Annotated in this window: 26 protein-coding genes; 24 read left to right on the top strand and 2 right to left on the bottom strand. The window is 51.9% G+C overall.

From position 1 onward, the window contains the following. Window positions 1-8 precede the first annotated feature (8 nt). From ylqF to PVA01S_RS01510, 6 genes are all read left to right on the top strand, one after another. Window positions 9-884, top strand: coding sequence for a ribosome biogenesis GTPase YlqF (ylqF, locus tag PVA01S_RS01535; RefSeq protein ID WP_127604582.1), 876 nt, complete (start codon window positions 9-11; stop codon window positions 882-884). Between the two features lie 320 nt (window positions 885-1,204). Further along, window positions 1,205-1,828, top strand: coding sequence for a ribonuclease HII (locus PVA01S_RS01530; RefSeq protein ID WP_306439391.1), 624 nt, complete (start codon window positions 1,205-1,207; stop codon window positions 1,826-1,828). Window positions 1,829-2,225: 397 nt separating this feature from the next. Next, entirely contained in the window at window positions 2,226-3,722 is a 1,497-nt protein-coding gene (locus PVA01S_RS01525; protein ID WP_127604578.1) for a hypothetical protein, read from the top strand. Next, window positions 3,719-4,018: an EscU/YscU/HrcU family type III secretion system export apparatus switch protein gene (locus PVA01S_RS01520; protein ID WP_054796982.1), complete on the top strand. Its 300-nt coding sequence runs from the start codon at window positions 3,719-3,721 to the stop codon at window positions 4,016-4,018. The genes PVA01S_RS01525 and PVA01S_RS01520 overlap by 4 nt, the downstream gene beginning before the upstream one ends. Then, complete coding sequence (locus PVA01S_RS01515) at window positions 4,015-4,389, top strand: YraN family protein (RefSeq protein ID WP_054796983.1); 375 nt, start codon at window positions 4,015-4,017, stop codon at window positions 4,387-4,389. The genes PVA01S_RS01520 and PVA01S_RS01515 overlap by 4 nt, the downstream gene beginning before the upstream one ends. Window positions 4,390-4,443: 54 nt before the next feature. Further along, window positions 4,444-5,895, top strand: coding sequence for an ATP-binding protein (locus PVA01S_RS01510; protein ID WP_164751701.1), 1,452 nt, complete (start codon window positions 4,444-4,446; stop codon window positions 5,893-5,895). Window positions 5,896-6,063: 168 nt separating this feature from the next. On the opposite strand, the gene PVA01S_RS01505 is transcribed toward PVA01S_RS01510, so the two are convergent. Beyond that, window positions 6,064-7,632, bottom strand: coding sequence for a YifB family Mg chelatase-like AAA ATPase (locus tag PVA01S_RS01505; protein WP_127604574.1), 1,569 nt, complete (start codon window positions 7,630-7,632; stop codon window positions 6,064-6,066). 177 nt (window positions 7,633-7,809) lie between these two features. Between PVA01S_RS01505 and PVA01S_RS01500 the strand changes: the two genes are divergently transcribed. After that, window positions 7,810-8,067, top strand: a complete 258-nt coding sequence (locus PVA01S_RS01500) for a hypothetical protein (protein ID WP_054796985.1) — start codon at window positions 7,810-7,812, stop codon at window positions 8,065-8,067. Between the two features lie 39 nt (window positions 8,068-8,106). Here PVA01S_RS01500 and PVA01S_RS01495 read toward each other — a convergent pair whose 3' ends face one another. Then, window positions 8,107-8,643, bottom strand: a complete 537-nt coding sequence (locus PVA01S_RS01495) for a 5' nucleotidase, NT5C type (RefSeq protein ID WP_054796986.1) — start codon at window positions 8,641-8,643, stop codon at window positions 8,107-8,109. Between the two features lie 275 nt (window positions 8,644-8,918). Here PVA01S_RS01495 and sucC point away from each other — a divergent pair, with 275 nt between their 5' ends. The 17 genes from sucC to PVA01S_RS01410 all read left to right on the top strand — a co-directional run bounded on the left by sucC (window position 8,919) and on the right by PVA01S_RS01410 (window position 26,384). Beyond that, on the top strand, window positions 8,919-10,079 hold the full coding sequence (sucC, locus tag PVA01S_RS01490; RefSeq protein WP_127604572.1) for an ADP-forming succinate--CoA ligase subunit beta: 1,161 nt from the start codon (window positions 8,919-8,921) through the stop codon (window positions 10,077-10,079). Window positions 10,080-10,140: 61 nt separating this feature from the next. Then, entirely contained in the window at window positions 10,141-11,073 is a 933-nt protein-coding gene (gene sucD, locus PVA01S_RS01485; protein WP_127604571.1) for a succinate--CoA ligase subunit alpha, read from the top strand. 120 nt (window positions 11,074-11,193) lie between these two features. Next, window positions 11,194-12,297, top strand: coding sequence for a DNA-processing protein DprA (gene dprA, locus PVA01S_RS01480; protein ID WP_127604569.1), 1,104 nt, complete (start codon window positions 11,194-11,196; stop codon window positions 12,295-12,297). 40 nt (window positions 12,298-12,337) lie between these two features. After that, window positions 12,338-14,449: a type I DNA topoisomerase gene (gene topA, locus PVA01S_RS01475; RefSeq protein WP_127604567.1), complete on the top strand. Its 2,112-nt coding sequence runs from the start codon at window positions 12,338-12,340 to the stop codon at window positions 14,447-14,449. Between the two features lie 63 nt (window positions 14,450-14,512). Continuing rightward, a complete protein-coding gene (gene trmFO, locus PVA01S_RS01470; RefSeq protein WP_127604565.1) occupies window positions 14,513-15,841 on the top strand; it encodes an FADH(2)-oxidizing methylenetetrahydrofolate--tRNA-(uracil(54)-C(5))-methyltransferase TrmFO in 1,329 nt (442 codons plus the stop codon). Window positions 15,842-15,968: 127 nt separating this feature from the next. After that, window positions 15,969-16,511, top strand: coding sequence for an ATP-dependent protease subunit HslV (hslV, locus tag PVA01S_RS01465; protein WP_054796988.1), 543 nt, complete (start codon window positions 15,969-15,971; stop codon window positions 16,509-16,511). Window positions 16,512-16,528: 17 nt separating this feature from the next. Further along, the gene (hslU, locus tag PVA01S_RS01460) at window positions 16,529-17,926 is read left to right on the top strand and encodes an ATP-dependent protease ATPase subunit HslU (protein WP_127604563.1); all 1,398 of its coding nucleotides are present in this window, start codon (window positions 16,529-16,531) and stop codon (window positions 17,924-17,926) included. A gap of 23 nt (window positions 17,927-17,949) precedes the next feature. Next, window positions 17,950-18,723, top strand: coding sequence for a GTP-sensing pleiotropic transcriptional regulator CodY (codY, locus tag PVA01S_RS01455; RefSeq protein ID WP_054799589.1), 774 nt, complete (start codon window positions 17,950-17,952; stop codon window positions 18,721-18,723). Between the two features lie 253 nt (window positions 18,724-18,976). Beyond that, window positions 18,977-19,375, top strand: a complete 399-nt coding sequence (flgB, locus tag PVA01S_RS01450) for a flagellar basal body rod protein FlgB (protein ID WP_127604561.1) — start codon at window positions 18,977-18,979, stop codon at window positions 19,373-19,375. Between the two features lie 3 nt (window positions 19,376-19,378). After that, window positions 19,379-19,834 (top strand): flagellar basal body rod protein FlgC, encoded by a 456-nt coding sequence (gene flgC / locus PVA01S_RS01445; protein WP_054796990.1) that lies wholly within the window; start codon window positions 19,379-19,381, stop codon window positions 19,832-19,834. 35 nt (window positions 19,835-19,869) lie between these two features. Continuing rightward, window positions 19,870-20,169 carry a flagellar hook-basal body complex protein FliE gene (fliE, locus tag PVA01S_RS01440; RefSeq protein WP_054799591.1) on the top strand — a complete coding sequence of 100 codons (300 nt, stop codon included), beginning with the start codon at window positions 19,870-19,872 and terminating at the stop codon, window positions 20,167-20,169. A gap of 45 nt (window positions 20,170-20,214) precedes the next feature. Beyond that, the gene (fliF, locus tag PVA01S_RS01435) at window positions 20,215-21,822 is read left to right on the top strand and encodes a flagellar basal-body MS-ring/collar protein FliF (protein ID WP_127604722.1); all 1,608 of its coding nucleotides are present in this window, start codon (window positions 20,215-20,217) and stop codon (window positions 21,820-21,822) included. A gap of 13 nt (window positions 21,823-21,835) precedes the next feature. After that, complete coding sequence (fliG, locus tag PVA01S_RS01430) at window positions 21,836-22,852, top strand: flagellar motor switch protein FliG (protein WP_127604559.1); 1,017 nt, start codon at window positions 21,836-21,838, stop codon at window positions 22,850-22,852. Beyond that, window positions 22,845-23,663, top strand: coding sequence for a FliH/SctL family protein (locus PVA01S_RS01425; protein WP_127604557.1), 819 nt, complete (start codon window positions 22,845-22,847; stop codon window positions 23,661-23,663). The genes fliG and PVA01S_RS01425 overlap by 8 nt, the downstream gene beginning before the upstream one ends. Window positions 23,664-23,667: 4 nt before the next feature. After that, on the top strand, window positions 23,668-24,987 hold the full coding sequence (fliI, locus tag PVA01S_RS01420; protein WP_127604555.1) for a flagellar protein export ATPase FliI: 1,320 nt from the start codon (window positions 23,668-23,670) through the stop codon (window positions 24,985-24,987). Window positions 24,988-24,995: 8 nt separating this feature from the next. After that, window positions 24,996-25,436 carry a flagellar export protein FliJ gene (gene fliJ, locus PVA01S_RS01415; protein ID WP_127604553.1) on the top strand — a complete coding sequence of 147 codons (441 nt, stop codon included), beginning with the start codon at window positions 24,996-24,998 and terminating at the stop codon, window positions 25,434-25,436. Window positions 25,437-25,460: 24 nt separating this feature from the next. Further along, window positions 25,461-26,384, top strand: coding sequence for a MotE family protein (locus tag PVA01S_RS01410; RefSeq protein ID WP_054796991.1), 924 nt, complete (start codon window positions 25,461-25,463; stop codon window positions 26,382-26,384). Window positions 26,385-26,411 lie beyond the last annotated feature (27 nt).

Genomic DNA, 26,411 nt, shown 5'->3' with positions numbered 1-26,411 from the left:
ACGATAACATGACGATTCAATGGTTCCCGGGACATATGACGCGGGCGCGGCGTCAAATTCAAGACAAGCTGAAACTGATCGATCTGGCGATCGAGCTGCTCGATGCGCGCATTCCCCTGTCCAGCCGGAATCCGATGATCGATGAGATTTTACAGAGCAAGCCGCGGCTCGTGCTGTTAAATAAAAGTGATTTGGCCGATCCCGAGGCTACGCGCAGGTGGGTTGAATTTTTTGCCGATCAGGGCCTTCCCGCGCTGCCGATCGACGCCGTAGGGGGCAACCCGTCCCGTGAGATCTTGCTGCGCAGCAAGCAGCTGCTGTCTGCGAAGATCGAGGCGCAGATTCGCAAAGGCATGAATCCGCGCGCGATTCGCGCGCTGATCGTCGGCATACCGAACGTAGGCAAGTCGACGCTGATCAACAAGATGGCCGGCCGCAAGGTGGCGGCGACGGGGGATAAGCCGGGCGTAACGAAAGGGCAGCAGTGGATCAAGGTCGGTACGGAGATGGAGCTGCTCGATACGCCGGGCATTCTATGGCCGAAGTTTGAAGATCAGACAGTCGGGTTCCGACTCGCCGCTACCGGCGCGATCAAAGAAGAAATTTTGCAGCCGGAAGAAATCGCCTTGTTCGCGATGCGATATTTGGTCGCGCGCTACCCGGCAGCGGTGGGGGAGCGGTTCGGCGTCAACGAGGTGCCTGCCGACCCGTCCGATACGGATGCGGTTGTAGCTTTGATGGAAGCGATCGGCCGGAAACGCGGAGCGCTTGTCAGCGGCGGACGCGTCGACCTGGAGAAGGCATCTCTGGCCATCCTGCGCGAGCTTCGGGCAGGCAAGCTGGGGCGGATTACTTTGGAAATGCCGGATGAAGTTCAGGCTTAACTGAAGGAGCAGCAGCCGCAGTAGCATAGAGGGATGACGTTACGGGTAAAGCAAACGGAGAGCCTTCGCCGAGAACGGCGATTTTCTTGCGTATAACTGCATGCGCAGCAGACCGAGTCCTTGCGCGACGGCGCAATCATAGAAGAGTGAACCCGGCGTTCGAGTCAACGCCGGGCTTTTTCCATATGCTGCGAAAGGCTGCGCGCTCCTATACGAGCAAGACGTTTGCCTGCAGAAGCGTACGTACAGTTCCGGTTTCAGGGATGGTCAGAAGCCGGTGTTCGCGTTATAATGGTACATCATGACAAGTTAGGGAGAGAGTGCGGTTGGATGTCATGCTGGACTATGAACGCAAGTTATGGGAACAAGGGAAAAGGCATATCGCGGGCGTCGATGAGGTCGGCCGGGGATGCTTGTTCGGGGATGTGGTGGCGGCGGCCGTTATTTTGCCGCAAGGGCTTGTCCTGGAGGGTGTGAACGATTCCAAGAAGCTGAGCGAGAAGAAGCGGGAAGCGCTGTTTGACGTAATCCGGCAGCAAGCGCTGGCGATCGGCATCGGCGTCGTCGACGTGGCGACGATCGAGCGAATCAACATCAAGCAGGCGGCGCGGCTGGCTATGAAGAAAGCGGTGGAGCAGCTGCAGCCGGAGCCGGACATGCTGTTGGTCGACGCGGAGAATGTGGACGTCGCTTGCGAACAGCTTGCCGTCATCCATGGGGATGCGTTGAGTCAATCTATTGCGGCGGCGTCGATCATCGCCAAAGTGACAAGAGACCGGATGTGTAAAACCTGGGACCTGGAGTTTCCCGAATACGGTATCGCCATACATAAAGGGTACGCAACCAAGCTGCATCGCGAACGCATTGCCGCTTACGGCGCTTCGCCGCTGCACCGACGAACGTTTTTGAGAAATATCGAATTTGAGCAGCAGGTGTTGTTTTAGTGAAATGTCAGGCAGCTGCTGCCGATATATAGAAGTACCGGAACCGTAAGCCGGCAGGGGCGCGAAGGAAGTGAAGCGTCCCAGGCCGGCTTGTCGTTTAGCTGGCAGAACGTTATGGAGAAGTCGTTAGGACAGGCATTAACAAATAGCAGACATATGCAGCGGCTGCGCGCGCCCGGAACGATTGCACGCAGGCGGATGGGGCGTTCCATGAGCAGCAAGGCGCTTCCGTTTATCGGTTAGGATCATGGCCGAGCTATGATAGGTGAATCGGGATATAGGTTGCGTAATGGGAAATTCCGTTATTTTTTAAAATCCGTTCATTCCGCAGAAATTCAAATACGAGAGTATCGTTATGGTTGGCATGGCAGGTCAGGGAGACGAAGGAGGGGCAGCGGTGAATATTAGCGGGTTGTTACGCGGCTTGATCGGCGACGCTCAGGTTCAAGAGCCGAAGTCCTTGGAACTGAAGGCCGGGCAAGTCGTGAAAGGGATGGTTCTGCAGACGTTCTCGGACCAGGACGCCTTGATCAATATTAGCGGGGTTCAGGTACGCGCGCAATTGGAAGCGCCGTTAAAGCAAGGGGAATTGACCATGCTGCAGGTGCAGCCGGAGTCGAAGGACGGTCAAATCGTGTTGAAGCCGCTGCAGACCTCGCAGGTTCAAATAGCCGACGGTTCGCTGGGGGAAGTATTGAAATCGATGGGGATGAGCGATACGCCAGAAAACCGGCAGCTTCTTCAGCTGCTGCATCAGTCCGGCGTTGCATTGTCGAAAGAAACGGTCCAGGCTTTTGCGGCGCTGCAGGCCCGGATGTCTTCCGACATTCCGCAGGAAAACTGGTTGCCGACAGCTGTGATCGCTTATCAAAAAGGTCTTCCGCTGACTCCGGACACCGTAGCTTCTCTAAAACAAGCTGTTCAAGGCCCGCCGCTGCATGAAATGCTGGATCAATTAACGCGCACGGTTGAGAAGGAAGAACAGGGCGGGAAGGCATTGTCTCCGCAGACGCGCGCCTTGGTTGAAGCGGTACGCGTACTGCTGCAGCAGGTCAAAGAGGCCGGCGGCCAGTTGACTGGCGCAAGCGCGCCCGCAGGCGGCCCGGCGCAGCCCGGCAGCGTGAGCGCGCCCGCAGGCGGCACCGCGCAGCCCGGCGGAGCAAGCGCGCCTGCAGGCGATCCGGCACAAGCGCGCCCGATCGAAGAAGGCCATCATGCGCTCGGGCGCATCATGAAAGCGATCGGCGTCGAGCATGAGCATCAGGCGTTCAAGCTGCTCGGGACGGATTCGCCGTCGGAAGCGAGAGATAGACAAGCCGATTCGCTGAAGAGCGTGCTGATGCAGCTGGCGCAAGTGCCGGACGCATCGGAAGAGGTCAAGCAGGCCGCCCAGCAGGCGGTGCAGCAAATTACAGGTCAGCAATTGTTGTTGAGTCCAGACCGGAACGCCCTTTTTTCCCATGTCACCCTGTTCGTTCCGCTTGTTCAAGCGGACGGCACGCAGACGGCCGCCATACACATTCAGTCCCGCAAAGGGAAGAAGGGCGGTCTGGATGCGAGCAATTGCCGGCTCGTATTCGATTTGCAGATGAAAGCGCTCGGCGATACGTTAGTGGACGTTCAGGTGGTGAATCGAATCGTCAGCCTTCATGTGCATAATGACTCCTCGTTCACCGCGGCGCTTCTGGAGTCGTACCGCGAAGAAATTGCCGGAGGTCTTGCATCGATTGGTTACCAATTTATTTCCATGAAAGTAAGTCCATACCCGGCCAAGTTAAGCGATATTAACGACGCATCGGGCGAAGACCGCATGTCGGGGAAAGATTCCAAATCGAACGGAATTCCGTCGGTCTACTCGCACAAGCCCTATAAAGGGGTGGATATACGCGTATGAGTAAAAACGAACCGTCTGGAGCCGTAAAGAGAGCGGTGGCCCTCAAATATGCGCCCGAAAGCACGGCAGCGCCGAAGCTGGTGGCCAAAGGGAAGGGCCGGATCGCCGAATTGATGCTGGACAAAGCCAAAGAAAACGGCGTTCCGATTCAAGAGGATCCTTCGCTCGTCGAGGTGCTGTCCAAGTTGGACATCGATCAGGAAATACCGCCCGAGCTGTACAAGCTTGTGGCGGAGGTGCTCTCCTACATTTACCGTTCGGATTCCCGGGCGAAGGAATGGAGGAGTGAGCATTGACGGATCGGCTCGCCAATAGGAAACAAAGGGGCGCCAAGAGCGAAGCGGAGGCAGCGGCCTATTTAAACCGCGAAGGATGGACGATTGTTGCACGAAATTGGCGCTGCCGCACAGGAGAGCTGGATATCGTGGCGGAGGAGAAAGGGACGCTCGTTATTGTTGAAGTGCGCAGCCGAAATTTGAACGAGACATACGGTACGCCTTCCGAATCGGTCAACGGCAGGAAGCAGCGCCAAATCCGGGAGACGGCCGAAGTGTACTTGCACCGTTATCGGGTGTACGACCGTCAAGTCCGGTTCGACGTAGTCGCAATCCGGATGGATCGTGAGGACAACGTCATACAGCTGGAACATATCCGCAACGCTTTCTGACGGGAGAGCGATTGCGGATTTTGTATGTTGTCGAGACTTTGGAATTGCAGTGCCTTGGCCAAGGGGGGCGTCTACCGTTGTTGCTTCCTTTCGGGCGGCGTCAAGGAGCAGACGTTTGGCGATTTGTTTATTTTCAGGAAGGTCTCTACGCATAGAAGGATAGCGACAAGGGTTGTCGAATTCTATACAAAAAAATGGTTTTTGTTTCTGGAAGTGGAGAAAAACAGGAGAAATAAACTGGAGGCAACTATGATCGCTTATTTCAAAGATTTCTTGTTAAATATTTTCATTATCTTTTCTCCGCTCGTATTTTATCCCTATATTTACAAAACCAAAAGCAGAATTCTACTATACCGATTGCTGTTGTATATCCTCTTTGCGTTTGCCTTAGTAGTCACCATGTCCTTTCCAATCAATCTGAATGGATTAAATTATGATTTTCGCTCGATTCCTTTAGCGGTCGGAGCTCTGTATGGCGGAACGCAAGTCTCCCTTTTATTATACGCAACCCTCATTTTATACCGTTATCTTGCAGGATATCCGTACAATTTGTTTTACGCCATTGCGTTACTGCCCAGTTTTATTGTGATCGTTTTCTCGCTTAGAAAGTATGCCTATTTAAAGCTGTCTCATAAAATCATAGCAGCGGTCCTTTTATGTACCCTGATTAAACTGACGACATTTACCGCTTATCTCTTCATGACGCAGCAAATCGAACTTTTTATTAATAACCCTATGGAAACCTTGCAGACCTATGCCATCCAAGGTGTAATCGTGGGCTTATGCGTTTATTTAGTGGAATTTCTGAATACCTATTTTCACATGCAAGAAGAGGTTAGCAAAAGCGAGAAAATGAAAATGGTCAGCGACATGGCCGCTTCCGTTGCTCATGAGATTCGGAACCCGCTTACAACGGTGAGAGGTTTTATCCAGTTGTTTGGATCAGAAAACTTAGATAAAGATAAGAGACAACTGTATCAAAAAATATGTTTGGAAGAATTGGATCGTGCCCAGGTCATTATTACCGATTATCTCTCGCTGGCCAAACCCGATCCTGAAATTATTGAAAAGATCCATATTCATGAGGAAATCAGTTATTTATCGAATGTTCTCCTGACGTATGCCAATTACAATAATATACAAATCAATGCTATATTGCCTAAAGAACATCTCCTGCATATTGTGGGAGACCGCTATAAATTTAGACAGGCTTTAATCAATATCGGCAAGAACGCTATTGAGGCCATGTATAATGGAGGTCTTTTGGAAATTAAGGCTTATAAAATGTACGATCATGTTGTCATCATCATTAGCGATACCGGAATTGGAATGACTGCCGAGCAAATCAAAAGACTTGGAACCCCTTATTATTCGACCAAGGAAAAGGGCACAGGTCTCGGGACTATGGTTTCCTTCGGCATTATAAAAAAGATGAATGGGAAGATCGATATTAAGAGTGAGCAGGGCAAAGGTACGGAATGCAATATTATGTTCCCCAGCGCCTAGTTGAAAATGATGCGGCCGATAGCAGCGGCTATTAGCCGGGACGGCTAAGGCGGATTTGTACCGGCATACGGTATGCGCGCCAAGTCCGCTTGAATCTTAGCGATATTCGAGTATAGATTGAGGCAGCATCGTACAGGTCGGACAGTGGGCAGGATCCGCAGACGCTTCCTAACGGGAGAGCGATTGCGGCTTTTGCTTCTTGTCGAGACTGCGGTATTGCAGCGCCTCGGCGACATGATGGGCGTTCACTTCATCGCTTCCCTCCAAATCCGCAATCGTGCGCGCGACTTTAATAATCCGGTCATAAGAGCGAACGCTTAAGCCGAGCAGTGTGAACGAACGCTCCAGCAAGGCGGAGGCGTCCCGCTGCAGCCTTCCGTATTCGCGTAAACGGCGGCCGCTCAGCTCGCTGTTGAACAGTATGCCGGTTCCCTGAAAACGCCGTTTCTGCGTCAAGTGCGCCTGCTCGACGCGTTCCCGCATTTCGGACGATGACATCGGCTTCTCCAAGCCGGCTAATTGCTCAAAGGGAACCCGGGGCACCTCGACATGCAGGTCGATCCGGTCCAGCAGCGGGCCGGAAATTTTCGAGCGGTATTGCGCCAATTTCAAGGGGGAGCAGAAGCAGGCATCGTTCCCGTCGCCCGTATCGGCTCCCCAATATCCGCATGGACACGGATTCATCGAAGCGGCCAGCAGAAAATGGGCAGGAAACCGATAGACGGCTTTCGCCCGTCCGATCGTTACCCATCGTTCCTCCATGGGCTGGCGCAGCACCTCCAGCACCGTTCTCGTAAATTCAGGCAGCTCGTCCAGAAATAACACCCCGCGATGCGCGAGGCTGATCTCGCCGGGCTTGGGCACGCCGCCTCCACCGACTAACCCGGCCGCCGATATCGTATGATGCGGCGTGCGGAAAGGGCGTTCCCGCACCAGCTGCCGACGATCGGCGAATTTGCCGGAGGCGCTGTAAATTTTAGTTACGTCTAACGATTCCTGCTCGTTCATGGGCGGCATGATGGTGGGCAGTCGTTTGGCAAGCATCGTTTTGCCCGTGCCGGGCGGCCCGATTAACAGGATGTTGTGCATGCCCGCGGCACTGACCATCAGCGCGCGCTTGACGTGCTGCTGTCCGCAAACGTCGGCGTAATCGTCGGCTTGTGCATCCGCTTGAAGGGACGCTGCTTGTGCAAGCGCAGGGGCTAAAGCCTGTCGTCCGCCATCCGTATCCGCTGTCAGCCTCAAATTCCATTCCGCTAAATGGCTGGCCGGCACGACTTCACAGCCTTGAATCCAGCCAGCTTCCTCGGCGTTATCCCGCGGTACGATCACCCGGCGGATCCCTCGTTTAACCGCCGATTCGATCATCGACAACACGCCGGGTACTGGGCGAATCGATCCGTCCAAAGCCAGCTCGCCAATCAGGAGCGAACGCTCCAGCGCTTCCGGCTCCAGCTGGCCGCTTGTCGCGAGAATGCCTAATGCGATAGCCAGGTCGAATGCGGCGCCTTCTTTGCGAATGTCGGCCGGCGCCAAGTTCACCGTGATTCGCTGCAGCGGAAAGGTAAACCCGCAGTTTTTGACGGCCGCCCGCACGCGCTCGATCGATTCTTTGACCGCGCTGTCCGGCAAACCGACAATATTCATTTGGGGAAGTCCGTTGCTCAAGTCGACCTCAACCTCGATCAATCTGCCTTCCACGCCGTGCAAACATGCGCTCGTTACTTTTCCGTACATGCCAAAAAACACCTCTCCCATGAATTTGCCATGGCTAAAGGTGCTTCCTTATCCGCCTCATTATGATTGTATTGTAATCGTTCCCTTCAAAGCTTGCAACAGTTTGCACGCAGAAGCTGTAACACGACGTTTGAACCGCCGGAATTTTGGCGACAATGGGGCTAGAGGTGATGAGAGATGCAGGAAAAACCGTACTTTTGTCCGAATTGCCGGTCCAATCGTATTAAGTTCAGCATCATATCGAGCTACTCGCAGCGTTTTCTGAAAGACGCGATAACCGGGACGGTCCAGCAGGTGACCGAACCCGAAGCGATCGAAGGCCAGGAGCCGACGATCCAATGTCTGGTGTGTCAATTCACCGGAAACGAGCTGCGCTTCATTAAACAAGCGGAGAGAGAGCCTCGAGAATCGACTTCCATCAATACGATTTATTGAGACCGGAACGCGCATCTTCTTTGACGGAAATGCGCGTTTTTACATGTTTAACGCCTTGGCGAAGAAGTCTCGAACCTCCAGCCAATTATTCACGCGAACGTAACCCGTTTCAAGAATGTTGTGAGGAGACGTAAACAGCAGGCCTTGTCCTTCAAACCGTTCAAAATGCTTCGCATTATCGTCGATCAAGTAATCGGCCCGAATGATGCTTTTATCCCCGCAAAACACGAAATTCATATCCGACAAGAACGGAAAGTGCTCCTTCAGCCAAGCATACTTGGCATTAAAAGACGTCGGCACTTCCATGGCAGCGGTCGTGATGAAGATTTCGTACGATTCGCTCAATTCGCGAATGACTTCCTGACTGTGAGGCATGACCTCCAGGTCGCGAAAGAAGTCGTTCGTCATGAAAATCTCATGTATATCGTCGCTTCTTTCCGGCCGCAATGCGCGCAGCTTAACGCCGTGCAAATCCGCGGCAGTCAATTGTTCCTGGAAGCCCTCGTTATACAAACGCAAATATTTGCTCATGGCATCCGCAATGACTTCATCCATATCAATAGCAATTCGTTTCAACTTCACTCCGCCTTCCGTCTTTGTCTAATTTTGTCGAATCAGAAAACTGCTCCGTTCCGAAAACTAATATTTTGTGAATCTATAAAAATAATATATCGCTATTTTAACATAAAAAATAAGGTATCCGCTTAAAAAAAGTGTTACAATGATAAAGGTTTGCCAGATCGGACATGCTATTGTTTGGCAAGCGCGCGTATTTTTAGCGGTCAACTCTTACCGGAAGGGAAGGGTCGATTCCATAGAGCAAGTCAATACCGATAGGAGGATTTTGCTAAATGAATATCCATGAGTATCAAGGCAAAGAAGTGCTGAAGCAGTACGGGGTTGCCGTACCGGAAGGTAAAGTGGCTTTCACGGTGGACGAAGCGGTGGAAGCGGCGAAGTCGCTCGGTACTCCGGTCGTCGTCGTCAAGGCGCAAATTCATGCTGGCGGCCGCGGTAAAGCTGGCGGTGTTAAGGTTGCCAAAAACCTGGATGAAGTGCGTACATACGCTGAGCAAATTCTCGGCAAAGTGCTGGTGACTCACCAAACGGGTCCGGAAGGTAAAGAAGTGAAGCGCCTTTTAATCGAACAAGGCTGCGATATTAAGAAAGAATACTACATTGGCGTCGTCGTAGACCGCGGTACGGGACGCGTCGTGATCATGGGCTCTGAAGAAGGCGGTACGGAAATCGAAGAAGTAGCCGCTCATTCCCCGGAGAAAATCTTCAAAGAAGTTGTCGATCCGGCCATCGGCTTGCAACCGTTCCAAGCGCGTAGACTCGCCTATAACATCAATATTCCTAACGAGCTCGTAAATAAAGCGGCTAAATTTATGCTGTCGTTATATACCGCTTTCGTTGAGAAAGATTGCTCTATCGCCGAAATTAACCCGCTCGTTGTTACCGGCGATGGCAACGTTATGGCTCTGGATGCCAAATTGAACTTCGATTCGAACGCTTTGTTCCGTCACAAAGACATTGTTGAGCTTCGCGATTTGGAAGAAGAAGACGAGAAGGAAATTCAAGCGTCCAAGTATGACCTCAGCTACATCGCGCTCGACGGCAACATCGGCTGCATGGTTAACGGCGCAGGTCTGGCCATGGCGACGATGGACATTATTAAATATTACGGCGGCGACCCGGCCAACTTCCTTGATGTAGGGGGCGGCGCTACCAAGGAGAAAGTAACGGAAGCGTTCAAAATCATTTTGTCCGACGAGAACGTCAAAGGGATTTTCGTCAATATTTTCGGCGGCATTATGAAATGCGACATTATCGCGGAAGGTGTCGTTGCTGCGGCTAGAGAGCTGGGATTGTCTCGTCCGCTCGTCGTCCGTTTGGAAGGCACGAACGTAGAGCTCGGCAAAAAAATCTTGAACGAATCCGGCCTGAATATCGTGGCTGCCGATTCGATGGCAGACGGCGCTCAAAAAATCGTGGCACTGGTGAAATAAGTCGAACGACGCAAACAGGCAAAGCCTTTTCTAAATAATTCAGGGGATGTGAACCATAAACATGTCTATTTTGGTAGATAAAAATACAAAGGTCATCACACAAGGGATTACCGGCGCGACCGGTTTGTTCCATACCAAGGGCGGTTTGGAATACGGTACGCAAATGGTTGGCGGCGTAACGCCGGGTAAAGGCGGAACGAACATCGATATTACGCTGGAGAACGGTACAACCGTCTCTCTGCCGGTTTTCAATACGGTTCAAGAAGCGAAAAAAGCGACCGGCGCGACCGCATCCGTTATTTATGTTGCCGCTCCGTTCGCCGCAGACGCAATCATCGAAGCCGTTGACGCCGAGCTTGACCTCGTCATCTGCATCACGGAAGGTATTCCGGTTCTGGACATGGTTAAAGTCAGCCGTTACATGGAAGGCAAGAAGACCGTCCTGATCGGACCGAACTGCCCGGGCGTCATCACGCCGGACGAGTGCAAAATCGGCATCATGCCGGGATATATTCACACCAAAGGTCATGTCGGCGTTGTTTCCCGAAGCGGAACGTTGACATACGAAGCCGTGCATCAATTAACGACTCGCGGTATCGGCCAATCGTCCGCTGTAGGTATCGGCGGCGACCCGGTTAAAGGCTCCGAGTTCATCGATATTCTTAAATTGTTCAACGAAGATCCGGACACTTACGCGGTCATCATGATCGGTGAAATCGGCGGTTCTGCCGAAGAAGAAGCGGCCGAATGGATCGCGGCGAACATGAAAAAACCGGTTGTCGGCTTCATCGGCGGACAAACGGCGCCTCCGGGCAAACGGATGGGCCATGCCGGCGCTATCATTTCCGGTGGTAAAGGGACGGCAGCTGAGAAAGTGGCCACGATGGAACGCTGCGGCATCAAGGTTGCACCGACTCCTTCCGAAATGGGCTCCACGCTTGTCAGCGTGCTTCAAGAAAAAGGTCTGCTCGAAAAGTGCACGACCCGCAAATAATTCCCGAGAACGGCAAGCAGCCTCTCATTCTCCGCATGACGGAGATGAGAGGTTTTTTTTGTTGGATTCGCCCCGAGTTTCAGTAAAGTTGTTTCTATTATAAGGAGTGATATATACTATATGAACAACCGGCACCTTTTGTTTGCGCTTCATCAACTGCCCGGCATCGGTTGGAAGACGATTCAACGGCTTGTATCCCGATTCGAAACGCTTGACGATATGCGAACGCTGGAACCACGCGAATGGACGCAGTTCGGATTCACACCCGGCCGGGCCGGACAGATGAGTTCCGCATTGCGGGAGCTGTCCGAGCGGACTTTGGAGGACTGGCTCGCGAGGTATGAACGCGAGGGAATCCGCTGGCTGACCGTCTGGGATGCGGATTACCCGGCGCTGCTGAAAGAAACGGCCGATCCGCCGTGGATTATATACGGCAAGGGCGACTTCTCTTTAAGCGGGCGATTATGTATCGCGTTGGTAGGGACGCGAACGCCGACCGTGTACGGCAAGCTAACGGCGGAAAGGCTCGGTGAGTCGCTTGCGAATGCCGGTGTTTGCGTCGTCAGCGGCATGGCGCGGGGGATTGACAGCCTATCGCACGAAGGCGCTTTAAGGGGAAAGGGTGGTACGATCGCCGTCCTTGGCTGCGGGCTGGACACGGTGTATCCGCCGGAAAATAAAGCGTTGTTTCACCGGGTCGCGGAGCAAGGGCTGCTCTTGTCCGAATATCCGCTCGGTACGCTGCCGCGCGCAGGCTTGTTCCCGCAGCGAAACCGCATTATTGCAGGGCTAAGCGTGGGCGTCGTCGTGGTGGAAGCGGCGCTTCAAAGCGGATCGCTGATAACGGCCAACCTTGCGCTCGACTACTCGCGCGACGTGTTTGCGATTCCGGGGCCGATTCATTCGGCCAAGAGTCAAGGAACGCTGAAGCTCATCAAGGATGGGGCCAAAATGGTTACAAGCCCGGACGATATTATGGAGGAATATGCGAGCCGGATAGCCTCGGAGCATTCCGCATACATTAATGACACGAAGGAAACACTGGGAATTATGGCTGAAGACGAACGGAAAATCTATGAATTGCTGGAGTCCGGTCCGAAAACGATCGATCAGCTCTTGGGGCAAAGTCAATTTAACTTTGGACATTTGCACGCAGTTCTGATAAATTTACTAATGATGCGACGAATTGTAGAACTACCGGGATCAGCCTACACGATACCTTGATTTGTATACATATATATATGTTGAAGGGGGAAGGACACCTATGGCCGATTCGTTAGTCATTGTGGAGTCACCCGCAAAAGCCAAAACGATTGGTAAATACTTGGGCAGTAAATATATCGTAAAAGCTTCCATGGGGCACATTCGAGATTTGCCAAAAAGCCAGATCGGCGTTGAGATCAAAAAAAACTTTGAACCGAAATACATTACGATTCGGGGCAAGGGCTCTGTTCTGAAAGAATTGAAAGACGCGAGCAAACGCGTAAAAAAAGTATATCTGGCGGCTGACCCGGATCGCGAAGGGGAAGCGATCGCCTGGCATTTGGCGCACTATCTGGAAATTTCCGATCAGGACCCCTGCCGCGTCGTGTTTAACGAGATTACGAAGCAAGCCGTGAAGGACGCGTTCAAGACGCCGCGCAAAATCAATCAGGATTTGGTTAATGCGCAGCAAGCCAGACGTATTTTGGACCGGTTGGTCGGTTATAAGATCAGTCCGCTGCTCTGGAAAAAGGTGAAAAAAGGACTTTCCGCAGGCCGGGTACAATCTGTAGCTGTCAAGCTCATTTACGACCGGGAGAACGAAATTAATGCGTTCGTGCCGGAAGAATACTGGACGATTACGGCAAAGCTGTCTACGGGCAAAGCCGATTTCGAAGCGAAGTTCTACAGCGTCGGCGGCAACAAGAAGGATTTAAAGAATGAAGCCGAGGTTAAAGAAGTTCTTCAAGGGTTAAGCAAGTCGGAGTTTGTCGTCAGCGAGGTGAAAGAGAAGGAGCGGCACCGCAATCCTTCGCCGCCGTTCATCACAAGTTCGCTGCAGCAGGAGGCCGCTCGTAAGCTCGGCTTCCGCGCCTCGAAGACGATGTCCGTTGCGCAGCAGCTATACGAAGGTATTGATCTCGGCCCGGAGGGCACGGTCGGGTTGATCACTTACATGAGAACCGACTCGACCCGTATTTCGCCGGTGGCGCAAGAAGAAGCGAAGGACTTCATTGTGAATAAGTTCGGGGCGGAGTATTACCCGGAGACGCCGCGTGTTTACGTCAAGAAAAACAGCAACGCGCAGGATGCTCATGAAGCGATCCGGCCAAGCTCGGTGCTTCGCGACCCGGATTCCATCAAATCGCATTTGAGCCGGGATCAATTCCGTTTGTATAAGCTCGTTTGGGAACGCTTTGTCGCAAGCCAGATGGCCTCGGCCGTGCTGGATACGATGACCGTCGATTTAACGGCGGGCGAAGCTGTTTTTCGGGCGGTCGGGTCCAAGATAAAGTTCCACGGTTTTATGAAAGTTTATGTTGAAGGCAATGACGACGCGGCCGATTCCGGCGATGACGACGATCGTTTGCTGCCTCCGCTGAAGCAGGGCGATCAGGTAACAAAGAAACAGATTGATCCCAAGCAGCATTTCACACAGCCGCCGCCGCGATTTACGGAAGCGCGCCTCGTGAAAGCGCTCGAGGAGATGGGCATCGGACGACCGAGCACGTATGCGCCGACGCTCGAAACGATCCAGAAGCGCGGGTATGTCGCAATTGAAGATAAGAAGTTCGTTCCCACAGAGCTCGGCGAGCTTGTGATCCAGCAGATGATCGAGTTTTTCCCGGAAATCCTGGACGTGGAATTTACCGCGCATATGGAAGAGGGACTCGATCATATCGAGGAAGGCAAGGAAGACTGGGTTCAGGTATTGAGCGAATTTTACGAATCTTTCGAAAAAAGGCTGGAAGTTGCGGAAGAAGAAATGGAGAAGGTGGAAATCCAGGATGAGGTTTCCGACGAAATTTGCGAGAAGTGCGGCCGCAATTTTGTATACAAGATGGGTCGATTCGGCAAGTTTCTTGCCTGCTCAGGCTTTCCGGACTGCCGCAATACGAAGCCGATAGTCAAAGATATCGGCGTGCCGTGTCCGACTTGTCATCAAGGAAAAATCATCGAACGCCGCAGCAAAAAGGGACGCATATTTTATGGTTGCGACCGCTATCCCGAGTGCGAATTCGTCTCGTGGGATAAGCCGATCGGCCAGCCTTGTCCGAAGTGCAGCGGGATGCTGATCGAGAAGCGCAACAAGTCGGGTGTCTTTATTCAATGCGTCTCGTGCGACTTCAAGGAAGAAGCGAAGGACAACGAGAACGAGAGTGAAATGGAGTAACCGCATTATCGCTGACAGCGGTTAGCGGAGGCGTTGATGCGGAACATGCAGGAGGAACGAACGTTGACTGAAGGAAATAAAGTGACCGTCATCGGGGCGGGGCTTGCGGGCAGCGAGGCCGCCTGGCAAATCGCGTCGCAGGGCGTCCCGGTGGTTCTATATGAGATGCGGCCGGTGCGCAAGACACCGGCGCATATATCCGATCAATTCGCGGAGCTTGTCTGCAGCAACTCGCTGCGAGCGAACGGCTTGACGAACGCTGTCGGTTTGCTGAAGGAAGAAATGCGTATCATGAACTCGCTGATATTACGTGCGGCGGACAAACATGCGGTGCCTGCCGGCGGTGCACTTGCCGTCGATCGCGAAGGGTTCTCGGGCGAGGTCACCTCGATGCTGCGCAATCACCCGCTGATCGAGGTTCGCAACGAGGAGCTGGAGACGCTGCCGGACGGGATTACCGTAGTGGCTACAGGGCCGCTAACGTCGCCAGGCTTGTCCAAGCATCTGCAGGAGCTATTCGGCGAAGAATATTTGTACTTCTACGATGCGGCCGCTCCGATTGTCGAGAAAGATTCGATCGACATGAGCAAAGTGTACTTGGCCTCGCGTTACGATAAAGGCGAAGCCGCCTACTTAAACTGTCCGATGAACGAAGAAGAGTTTAACCGTTTCTACGATGCGCTTGTTACGGCGGAGACGGCGCCGATGAAGGAATTTGAGAAGGAAATTTATTTCGAAGGCTGCATGCCGATCGAAGTCATGGCTAAGCGCGGCCGGCAAACCGTTCTATTCGGACCGATGAAGCCTGTCGGACTCGTCAATCCCCATACGGGCGAACTGCCGCACGCGGTCGTTCAGCTCCGTCAGGACAACGCGGCGGGCACCTTATACAACCTGGTCGGATTTCAGACCCATTTGAAATGGGGCGAGCAAAAGCGCGTCTTCTCGCTAATTCCCGGTCTGGAGAATGCGGAGTTTGTCCGATACGGCGTGATGCACCGCAATACGTTTATCAACTCGCCCCGCTTGTTGAAGCCGACCTATCAATTCCGCAATCGCGACAACCTGTTTTTTGCCGGACAGATGACCGGGGTGGAAGGATATGTGGAATCGGCTGCTTCCGGCTTGATCGCAGGCATGAACGCAGCGCGCTTCGCCAAGGGGGAAGAATGCGTCGTATTGCCGGCAGATACGGCATTAGGCAGTATGGCGCAGTATATTACGACGGCGGACTTTAAACATTTTCAACCGATGAACGCAAATTTCGGATTATTTCCGCCGCTGGAAGAACGAATCAAGAACAAGAAGCTGAAGTACGAGAAAATCGCTGAACGAGCAATTGCGAAAATTCAGAATTTTTCACAAAACACACACAATTCGGCTTGTCAATGAAACTTGTACTATGTTACGATATACCCGTCTATCATGCATGTACCTTGGTCATGGGTCGGAAACTCACGGAAACTAAGCTTGTAATTAAGCTTAGTTTTCGTCTTGAATAGAGGAGGAAATTCGCCTTATGGAGACATTTCACGCGACGACGATATTCGCGATCCGGCATCAGGGGAAAGGCGCCATCGCCGGGGACGGTCAAGTGACGTTCGGCAACAGTATGGTGATGAAGTCGCAAGCGAAGAAAGTACGCCGATTGTACCGCGGCAACGTCATCGCCGGCTTTGCAGGCTCGGTGGCGGATGCGATCACCCTTTTTGAGAAATTTGAGGCCAAGCTTGAGGAGCATCACGGCAACTTGCAGCGGGCCGCGGTGGAGCTGGCCAAAGATTGGCGTCAAGACCGGGTGCTCCGGCGTCTTGAGGCGATGATGATCGTCATGGATCGTACGGGCCTGCTGTTGATTTCCGGCAATGGCGAAATTATCGAACCGGACGACGGCATACTGGCGATCGGCTCCGGAGGCAGCTTCGCGCTTGCGGCGGGTAGAGCGCTTCACCGGTACGCGCCCGACATGAGTGCCAAGGAAATCGCGAAGGCGGCTTTGACGATGGCTGCCGACATCTGCGTATTCACAAACCATAACATTATCGTCGAAGAGATCGAATAATCCGGGAGGTGGCGGACGTGCCTGCAAACAGCTTGACTCCGAAAGAAATCGTAGCCGAATTGGATAAATATATTATCGGCCAGCGGCAGGCTAAGAAATCAGTCGCCGTTGCCTTGCGCAACCGTTATCGCCGCAGCCGATTGGAAGAATCGCTCCGGGATGAGATTGTGCCGAAAAACATTCTTATGATCGGACCTACCGGCGTTGGGAAGACGGAAATCGCCCGACGGCTGGCTAAGCTTGTCGGGGCGCCTTTTATTAAAGTCGAAGCGACCAAATTTACGGAAGTCGGGTATGTCGGACGCGATGTCGAATCGATGGTTCGCGATTTGGTCGAAACGTCGATCCGGATGGTGAAAGCGGAGAAAACGGACCGATTGAAGGACAAAGCGGAGCAAATGGTCGTCGAACGTATCGCTGCGATCCTTGTGCCGAGCCCCTCGAAATCGAAAGGACAACGCAACCCGTTCGAAATGTTGTTCGGCAATCAAGGAAATCCGGCGGCCGAAACGGAGCCGGAGAATGACGCCGCGATTATCGCCCGACGCAAAGAAGTGAAGGAGCAGCTTGAGCGAGGCGAGCTTGAGCAGAAGGTGATTGAGATCGAGGTGGAGGACAACAGTCCGACAATGCTCGACATGCTGGGCGGCCAAGGTAACGAGCAGGCGGGCATGAATATGCAGGAGCTGTTCGGGAGCTTATTGCCGAAGCGTACGAAAAAGCGCAAGCTGCCGATCAAGGAGGCGCGCAAGACGCTGCTTCATGAGGAAGCGCAGAAGCTGCTTGATATGGACGAAGTCATTCAGGAGGCGGTGCTTCGCGCGGAGCAAAGCGGCATTATTTTTATCGATGAAATCGACAAAATTTGCAGTTCCGGCCGCGGCGGTGGGCCCGACGTATCACGCGAGGGCGTGCAAAGGGATATCTTGCCGATTGTGGAAGGCTCGACCATTTTGACGAAGTACGGACCGGTCAAAACCGATTTTATTTTATTCATGGCTGCTGGGGCGTTTCATATTGCCAAGCCTTCCGATTTAATTCCCGAGCTGCAGGGGCGCTTTCCGATTCGCGTCGAATTAAGCAGCCTGACCCAGCAAGACTTCGTACTGATTTTGAAAGAACCCAAAAACGCACTGACGAAGCAGTACACCGCATTGCTCGAGACCGAGGGCATCCGTGTCGAATTTTCAGATGAGGCGATTCTTGAAATTGCGCGGATTGCCGCAGAAGTGAATCAGAACACCGACAATATCGGTGCGCGTCGTCTGCACACGATACTTGAGAAACTGCTGGAGGACTTGTCTTTTGAAGCGCCTGAGCTTACCTTGGAGCAAATCGTAATCTCTCCCGAATATGTGCGCGAGAAGTTGTCCGATATCGTTCAGAATCGGGATTTGAGCCAATATATACTGTAATCGTTTGACTTGGAGGCACGAACATGACACTTTTGATGAAAACCAGAAGGCTGAATAAATTGTTGCAAAAAGAAGCGGGCAATCCGGTCAGCTTTATGGATATGGCGGCCGTTCTCGGCGATATTTTGTCCGCTGATATTTTTGTCGTCAGCCGGAGGGGAAAGGTGCTGGGCAGTTCGCTTACCACGTCGGGGCAGGAGGCTTGGACGAGGCTTTCCGTTCTGCAAGAAAATCGCTTTCCGAACGAATATAATCAACTTCTCATGCAGGTGACGGAAACGTCGTCGAATTTAGAAGCGGGTTCCGCTTATGACGTGTTCGGCGATCATGCGGATGAGCCGAGATTTCATATCACGCTTGTCCCGATTATTGGAGGCGGGGAACGCCTCGGGACGCTCGTGCTGACGAAGCGCGGCCGCGAATTTATCGACGACGACTTAATATTGGCTGAATACGGTTCAACGGTTGTGGCGATGGAGATTTTGCGGGAAAAGGCGGAGCAGATCGAAGTGGAAGCAAGAAGCAAGGCGGTCGTTCAGGTAGCGGTAGCCTCGCTGTCCTTCAGCGAACTGGAAGCGGTCGAGCATATTTTCGAGCAGCTTGAAGGCATGGAAGGGCTGCTCGTGGCCAGCAAAATCGCCGATCGTGTCGGCATTACGCGTTCGGTTATCGTCAATGCGCTGCGCAAGTTGGAGAGCGCCGGCGTCATCGAAACGCGCTCCCTCGGGATGAAAGGGACGTATATTCGAGTCCTGAATGATCAACTTCTTGCCGGTATACAGAGCGTGAAATTATAAATTTTTTTTGAAATGTGTCGAAATTAACAAAATAACATCGTTTTTTAAAGTCCTATATGAAAATATAGGGCTTTTTTCTTATTGAAATCATTTCCATCTTTCTTCAATATAGATATAGTTCTCGGTTACTACAATATATGCCATGGTTGTTATTATTTTTTTAAAAGATATTGTCGAAGAAAGGAGGATATTACCCCTCCCTTGTTGAATTACTACTCTCAGATTATTTCGTGCGAAAGTAGGAGTTTTTCTTATGATGATCCTGAATAAGCCCGGTTTTCAAATGATGGAACGCACGTTGGATGCGGCCACCTTACGGCAAAGAGTTATTGCCGATAACATAGCCAACGTCGATACGCCATTTTTTAAGAGATCGGAAGTTCGATTTGAAGAATTGCTGCAGCAGGAAATAAACGGAGGTTCAATCCAAGGATTTCGGACGGATCCGCGGCATATTGAAATTGGGCGTCCTAGTCAGCCCCAGCCGCAGTTGATACGGGACAATCAAACATTAATCAACAATAACCTGAATAATGTCGACATCGATTATGAAATGGCCTTAATGGCCAAGAACCAATTACGCTACAATACGATGGTGCAGCAAGTGAGTGCGGATATCAAAAAGGTTAGAACAGCTATAGGGGGACGGTAAGCGGTGAGATTAACGAACGGTTATGACATAAGTGCTTCCGCCCTGACGGCTCAGCGGTTTCGAATGGATGTCATTTCTTCCAACATTGCCAACGCCGACTCGACGCGCGCGCGCATGGTGAACGGCAAATGGGTACCTTATCAACGAAAGCTCGTAACGATGGAGCCGAAGCAGCAAAGTTTTGCCTACACGCTTCAAAACGCAATGTCCGGTAAGGATGCCGGGGCAGGCGAAGGGGTAAGAATTGCGCAGGTGATTGAAGATACTTCACCGCTTAAGCAAGTATACAATCCGACGCATCCCGATGCGGACGAGAACGGATTTGTCATGCTGCCGAACGTAGACATTCTGAAAGAAATGGTTGACATGATGTCGGCAACGCGATCCTATGAAGCGAATGTTACCGCTTTGAACGCCTCCAAGGCGTTGGTGACCAAAGCGCTCGAAATCGGTAGATAAAAACGACAAGCCATTTGGGTAAAGGGGTTACGAACATGATTGATAAGCTGAGCTTGCAACCGTTAATGACGGTCAAAGCCGCTGAGCCGAAAACCTTGACCGCTGCTGAAGTGTCCGACCAATTCAGTCGATTTTTAAACGGCGCGATTGCGGATTTGAACGCCCAGCAAGCTGGCGTAGATAAATTGAACAACCAATTCGTTAAAGGTGAAATTTCCGACGTTCACCAACTGATGATTGCCTCCGAAAAAGCATCGCTCGGATTGGAACTAACGGTTCAAGTAAGAAACAAAGTTATTGAGGCCTATCAGGAAATTATGCGTATGCAGGTCTAATCTTACTTGATTTATCTTCGTGATGTTCAGGTTGAATGGGGTGAAATGGTGAACGAGAATGTACTCCAATATTGGAACCGCATTAGACAATATTGGAATCAATTTAGCAAAACACAAAAGTTTACACTGATCGCCACTGTGATTTTGATCATACTGACGGTAGGGATCATCAGTTATAATTTTTCCAAGACGGAGTACGCACTGGCTTATACGAATTTGCAACCTAGCGATGCGGCAGCGATCAAAGGATATTTGGACGGGGCTAAAATCCCGTATCAGCTAAGCGATGACGGGAAGAGCATCGGCGTCCCCCGAAGCGAAGTGGCCAACGTCAAATTGGCGGTCGAATCGCAAGGTTTGAACAAAACCGGCAACGTCGGTTACGGCGCATTTAACCAGAGCAGCACATTCGGGACAACGGATCGCGAATTCGACGTGAAATACGTCAATGCCGTTCAAGGCGAACTGCAGCAGTTGATCAATTCCAACAATGCCATCCAGAGTTCCAAGGTTCTGATCAGCTTGCCTAAAGAAAGCGTGTTTCTTCCGAAGGGCGCCGAGCCGGAGAAAGCTACCGCATCCGTCGTTCTTGAGATCAAACCCGGATACACGCTGGATCAAGCAAAAGTAGATACGATGTACAACCTCGTTTCCCACAGTGTGAAGGGATTGCCGGTCGAAAATATTACCATTTCCGATCAGAACGGGGACTTGCTGGAATACTCCAAAGGCAAAGGAAAGACGAACGGTTCGTCCAGCCTGGCGAAAGACCAATTCGAAATCAATAACCAATTCCGCAATGATGTGCAGCGGAACGTGCAACAGATGCTCAGTGCCATCCTTGGCAGAGACAAGGTTATCGTCAGCGTGTTCTCTACAATGAACTTTGATCAAACGAGCTCTAAGCGCAATCTGGTGACGGCTCCCAATGAAGTCGATCAAAGAGGACTTGAAATTTCCGTTCAGGAAATTCAAAAAAATTATAACAGCGACAACAGCGCCGCAAACGCCGGTGTACCGGGAACCGGTGCAACCGATGTACCCGGATATCCAGGCAGTAACAACAGCGGCACGTCCAATTCCGAAGAATTGCAGCGAACCGTAAACTATGAAGTGAACCGCATCACGGAAGAAATCGTAGCTACACCATACACTGTAAAGGATTTAACCATTAACGTCGGGGTTGAACCACCCGATCCGGCAGATCCGAATTCATTAACTCCGCAAACGACGGAAGCGGTGCGCCAGATTCTTGTCAACATTGTTCGCGCGGCGCTGGCAGACAGCAAAGTGACGCTGACCGACGAAGATTTAGCTAAAAAAGTAACGGTGTTTCCCCATACGTTCGCTAAAACGAACGAATCGCAAGCTACCGCTTCCAACGCAATGCTCCTTTACGGAGGCCTGGGCGGATTGGCATTGGCGTTACTCGCGGGAGGGGCTTTCTGGTTCATGCGGCGCAGACGCAAAGCGCAAGAGGAAGCCGAAGCAGCTGCACTGCTCGAAGATGCGGCGCCGAAAGTGGAATTCCCGACTATTGATATCGACAATGTTAATAATGAAAACCAAATACGCAAGCAGCTGGAACAGTTGGCTAAACGGAAACCGGACGAGTTCGTTAATCTGCTTCGTACTTGGTTAGTAGACGAATAGAGGTGTACAGTGCTTGGCTAAAGTACAGCAACCCATTTTATCGGGACGGCAAAAAGCTGCTATTCTTCTGATCAGCTTAGGACCCGAGGTATCGGCCCAAATTTTTAAACATTTGCGGGATGAAGAGATCGAGCAGCTTACGTTGGAAATAGCCAATGTCCGAAAAGTCGATAATGCCGAAAAAGACGCGATTATGGCTGAGTTTCATCAAATTTGCCTAGCGCAAGAATTTATCTCGCAAGGCGGTATCTCGTACGCCAAAGAAATTTTGGAGAAGGCGCTCGGTTCCCAGAAGGCGCTCGACATCATAAACCGACTGACTGCGACGCTGCAAGTCAGGCCGTTTGATTTTGCGCGCAAAGCGGATCCGGCCCAAATTTTAAACTTTATCCAGAACGAAAACTCGCAAACCATCGCGCTTGTGCTCTCTTACTTGCAGCCGGAGCAAGCGTCGATCATTCTTTCTTCGCTGCCGCAAGATAAACAAGCGGATGTCGCCAAGCGGATTGCGCTGATGGACAGCACGTCGCCGGAGGTCATCAGCCAAGTCGAACGCGTGCTGGAGCAAAAACTGTCCGCTACCGTGACACAGGATTATACGAATGCAGGCGGGATTTCTTCGGTTGTTCAAATCTTGAACGGTGTCGACCGCGGGACGGAAAGGACCATTCTGGACTCCCTGGAGATTCAAGACCCGGAGCTTGCCGAAGAAATCAAGAAACGCATGTTTGTCTTCGAAGATATCGTCAACATCGACAATCGTTCGATTCAACGCATTATTCGCGATATCGAGAACGCCGACCTTCAGCTTGCGCTTAAAGTTGCCAGCGAAGAAGTGCGTGAAGCCATCTTCAAGAACATGTCCAAACGGATGGCCGAAACGTTCCGCGAAGAAATGGAATTCATGGGTCCTGTCCGCTTGCGCGACGTAGAAGAAGCACAAACGCGCATTGTATCGACGATCCGCCGTTTGGAAGAAGCCGGTGAGATCATCATCGCACGTGGCGGAGGAGATGATATTATTGTCTAATGTCATCAAGTTTTTTCAATATGTTCCTGTCGAGGACACGAAAATTGTCGAACAACCGAAGCCGCCGTTGCCGGATCTTGAAGAAACGGCTGAGGAAGGCCGCACGGCCGAACAGCAGCAGGAACTCGACGAGCTGAACCGTGAGAAAGCGCAAATCATTCAAGACGCGCAAAGTTTTGCCGAAGAGCAAGTTCGCGCGGCGATGGACGAGGTGGCTGTCTTAAAAGAACAGGCGCAGGCCGAGATCGAGGCCTGGTGGCAAGAACGCCGGATGCTGGACGAAAGCGTGCTGCAGGAAAACAAAGAACAAGGCTATCTGCAAGGCTATGAGGCAGGCTTGGCGCAAGCGGAAGCCGAGCTCCGCGAGCGTTACGACCAGATGCTGCAGGAGGCGGCTCAAACCTTGGAGCAAGCGTATATATTGAAGCAAGAGATCATTCAGGAATCCGAACCGTTTCTTATTGAAATGAGCTGTTCGATCGCCGAGAAAATTATCGGACGCCAGCTGTCGCTGGAACCGCAATGGGTGACGGAGATGATTCGCAAGGTGCTTGCGCGTCGCAGGGAAAAGGGAATGATTGCGCTTTGTGTTTCCCCTTCCCAGTTCTCCTATATTCAAGACGCGCGGGACGAGCTGTTGCTGCATATCGATTCCCAGGCCGAGCTGCAAATCATTCCGGATGGTTCGGTGCAAGATCATGGCTGTGTCATTCGCTCATCCTTCGGCAGTATCGACGCAAGAATCGATACGCAGTTGAACGAAATTAAGCAAGCGCTGCAAGATCTCGCCATCCGCAACGAAGGAGGCTAACCTGATGCAAAGCCCGTCCGCTCAAAAATATATTGATCATCTCAGGCAGATGGATCCGATTCGCGTTAACGGCAAGGTGACGCAAGTTATCGGACTGACGGTGGAATCCGAGGGGCCGGATGCGAGCGTCGGCGACGTCTGTTACATTTATCCGTTTAAATCGAATCAGCCCTTGAAGGCGGAAGTGGTTGGTTTCAAAAATAACAAAGTGATCTTGATGCCGCTCGGCGAGCTGAATTCCATCGGTCCCGGCTGCGACGTAGTCGGAACGGGCAAGCCGCTAACCGTGCAGGTCGGTCACGAATTGCTCGGTAAAGTGCTGGACGGTCTCGGACAACCGCTCGATGGAACGTTCTTGCCGGCAAGAATGACCCATTATTCGACCAACAACGTCCCCAGCAATCCTCTGAAGCGTCCGCGGGTTCAGGAGCCGATTAGTGTCGGCGTGCGTTGTATCGACGGTTTGTTAACGATCGGCAAAGGTCAGCGCGTCGGTATTTTTGCAGGATCCGGCGTCGGGAAAAGTACGCTGATGGGAATGATCGCAAGAAATACGTCAGCGGACGTCAATGTCATTGCCCTTATTGGTGAGCGTGGACGCGAGGTGCTTGATTTTATCGAACGCGACCTCGGACCGGAGGGACTGGCCCGCTCTGTCGTTATCGTCGCTACTTCCGATCAGCCTGCGCTAATTCGGATCAAAGGCGCTTTGATCGCCACTAGCATTGCCGAGTATTTCCGCGATCGCGGACTTAACGTCATGATGATGATGGATTCCGTTACACGTTTTGCGATGGCACAGCGGGAAGTTGGTCTTGCCGTTGGCGAACCGCCTGCAACGCGAGGTTACACCCCTTCTGTTTTTGCTACGCTGCCCAAGCTGCTGGAGCGATCCGGAACCGGGCCGAAAGGATCGATCACAGCGTTCTACACGGTGCTGGTCGACGGCGACGATATGAACGAACCGATTGCGGATGCGGTAAGGGGTATTTTGGACGGTCATATCGTTCTCAATCGAGGTATCGCGAACCGCGGTCACTATCCGGCCATTGACGTGCTTGCGAGTGTCAGTCGGGTCATGAAAGAAATCGTGCCTCAAGAACAGCAGCTTGCAGCCGAAAACTTGAAGCGTTTGTTAGCTGTATATAAAGATTCGGAAGACTTGATCAATATAGGGGCGTACCAGAGAGGGTCGAACCCGGAAATCGACCTCTCCATGGATTCGATCCAATCGATCTGGGACTATACGAAGCAGCGGGTGCACGACAAGTTGACCTATGCGGAAGCAACGGAGCAATTAATTCAACAATTTTATAGGGGTTGAGACCACTGATGCGCTTTCGGTACGCTTTTCAAAAAATCGTGGATCTGAAAGAGAACGAGAAAACTCAAGCGGAATGGGTTTTGTCTGAGGCGATCGGTCAAATGCGTAAAGAGGAGTCGAAGCTTTCCGAGCTTCAACAGTCCAAAACGGATATCCAGGAACAATTGCATGAAGCATCCGGTCGACGGACAACGGTTTCCAATCTCATGCTGCTGCAAAGTTATGTCGATCACATTGAAGGCCGAATTCAGGCGAAACACCGCGACGTTCAGCAGGCGAGAGGGGTCGTGCAGTTGAGACAGGATGATTTGAATGGAAAGATGCTCGAAGAAAAAGTATGGAACAAAGCGAAAGAGAAAGCGTACCAACGGTTCACCGCCGATCTGCTGAAGCGTGAACAGGACCAGTTGGATGAAATGGCGACGAACCGGTATAAACGGCTTTCTTAGCCTAAGCAGGGGAGGTGACGGTAGATGGCAGACGCAGACACAGAGCAAACCGCATCTTACGGCGCCATGGAGCGTTTTCTGATATGGTTCCTCATTCCGTTCGTTTTTACGGCCGTTTTGCTCGGGGTGTTGCTGACGATTTTCGATTACGACGTGATGAATAATGTGTTGAAAACGGCCAATAAAATACCCGTCGTCAACCAAGTGATTCCTGATCCTCAGTCGGATACGGATAGCGGGAAACCGCAGACTGAGGCGGCGAAGGCCCAAGAGGAGGGGGCCGACCCGACGAAGGATGATCAGGTTGCGCAAATGACGTCATCCGTCCAGCAGAAGGATCAGGATCTGCAAAAAGCGGAGGCGGCGATTCAACAACGGGATCAACAAATCAAAGAGCTTCAGTTGAAGAACAGCTCGCTTGAAGAACAAATGAAAACGAAGACACAGTCGGATGAAGAATATAAGGCACAAATTCAGCAGCTGGCAAGCCTGTATGCGAAGATGTCCCCCAGTAAATCGGCACCGATCCTGGAGAACTTGACGTTGAACGAACAAGTGCTGGTGCTGAGTATGATGAAGAACGACGAACGCGTGAAAATTTTGGAAAAGATGGATCCGAAGAAGGCGGCGGAAGCTTCCATTTTGATCAAGGATCAGAAGCTCGTTCGCGATACGGAACTTGCGGCTCTTCAAGAAAGGCTGCAAGCTATGCAAGCGCCGGCAGCCAAGACCGACAAGCTTAGCAAGGACGATCTGGGATCGACCTTCGCCAACATGACGCCGAAAAGCGCTGCGACGGTACTGCTGGAGCTTCAAAAGACGACGCCGGATAAAGTCATTTCCATCTTGAATTCCATGGACAATGCCGGCAGGTCGAAAATTCTTTCTGCCATTTCGGATCAATCGAAAGAAACGGCGGCTTTAATTTCGGCCCGACTCGCTCAATAGAAGCTTGAAAGGAGGTGAAAAGAAAAG

This window comes from Paenibacillus validus NBRC 15382 (genome assembly GCF_004000985.1).
In the GTDB taxonomy this organism is placed as follows: domain Bacteria; phylum Bacillota; class Bacilli; order Paenibacillales; family NBRC-103111; genus Paenibacillus_G; species Paenibacillus_G validus.
This window is presented reverse-complemented; position numbering and strand designations above follow the sequence as displayed.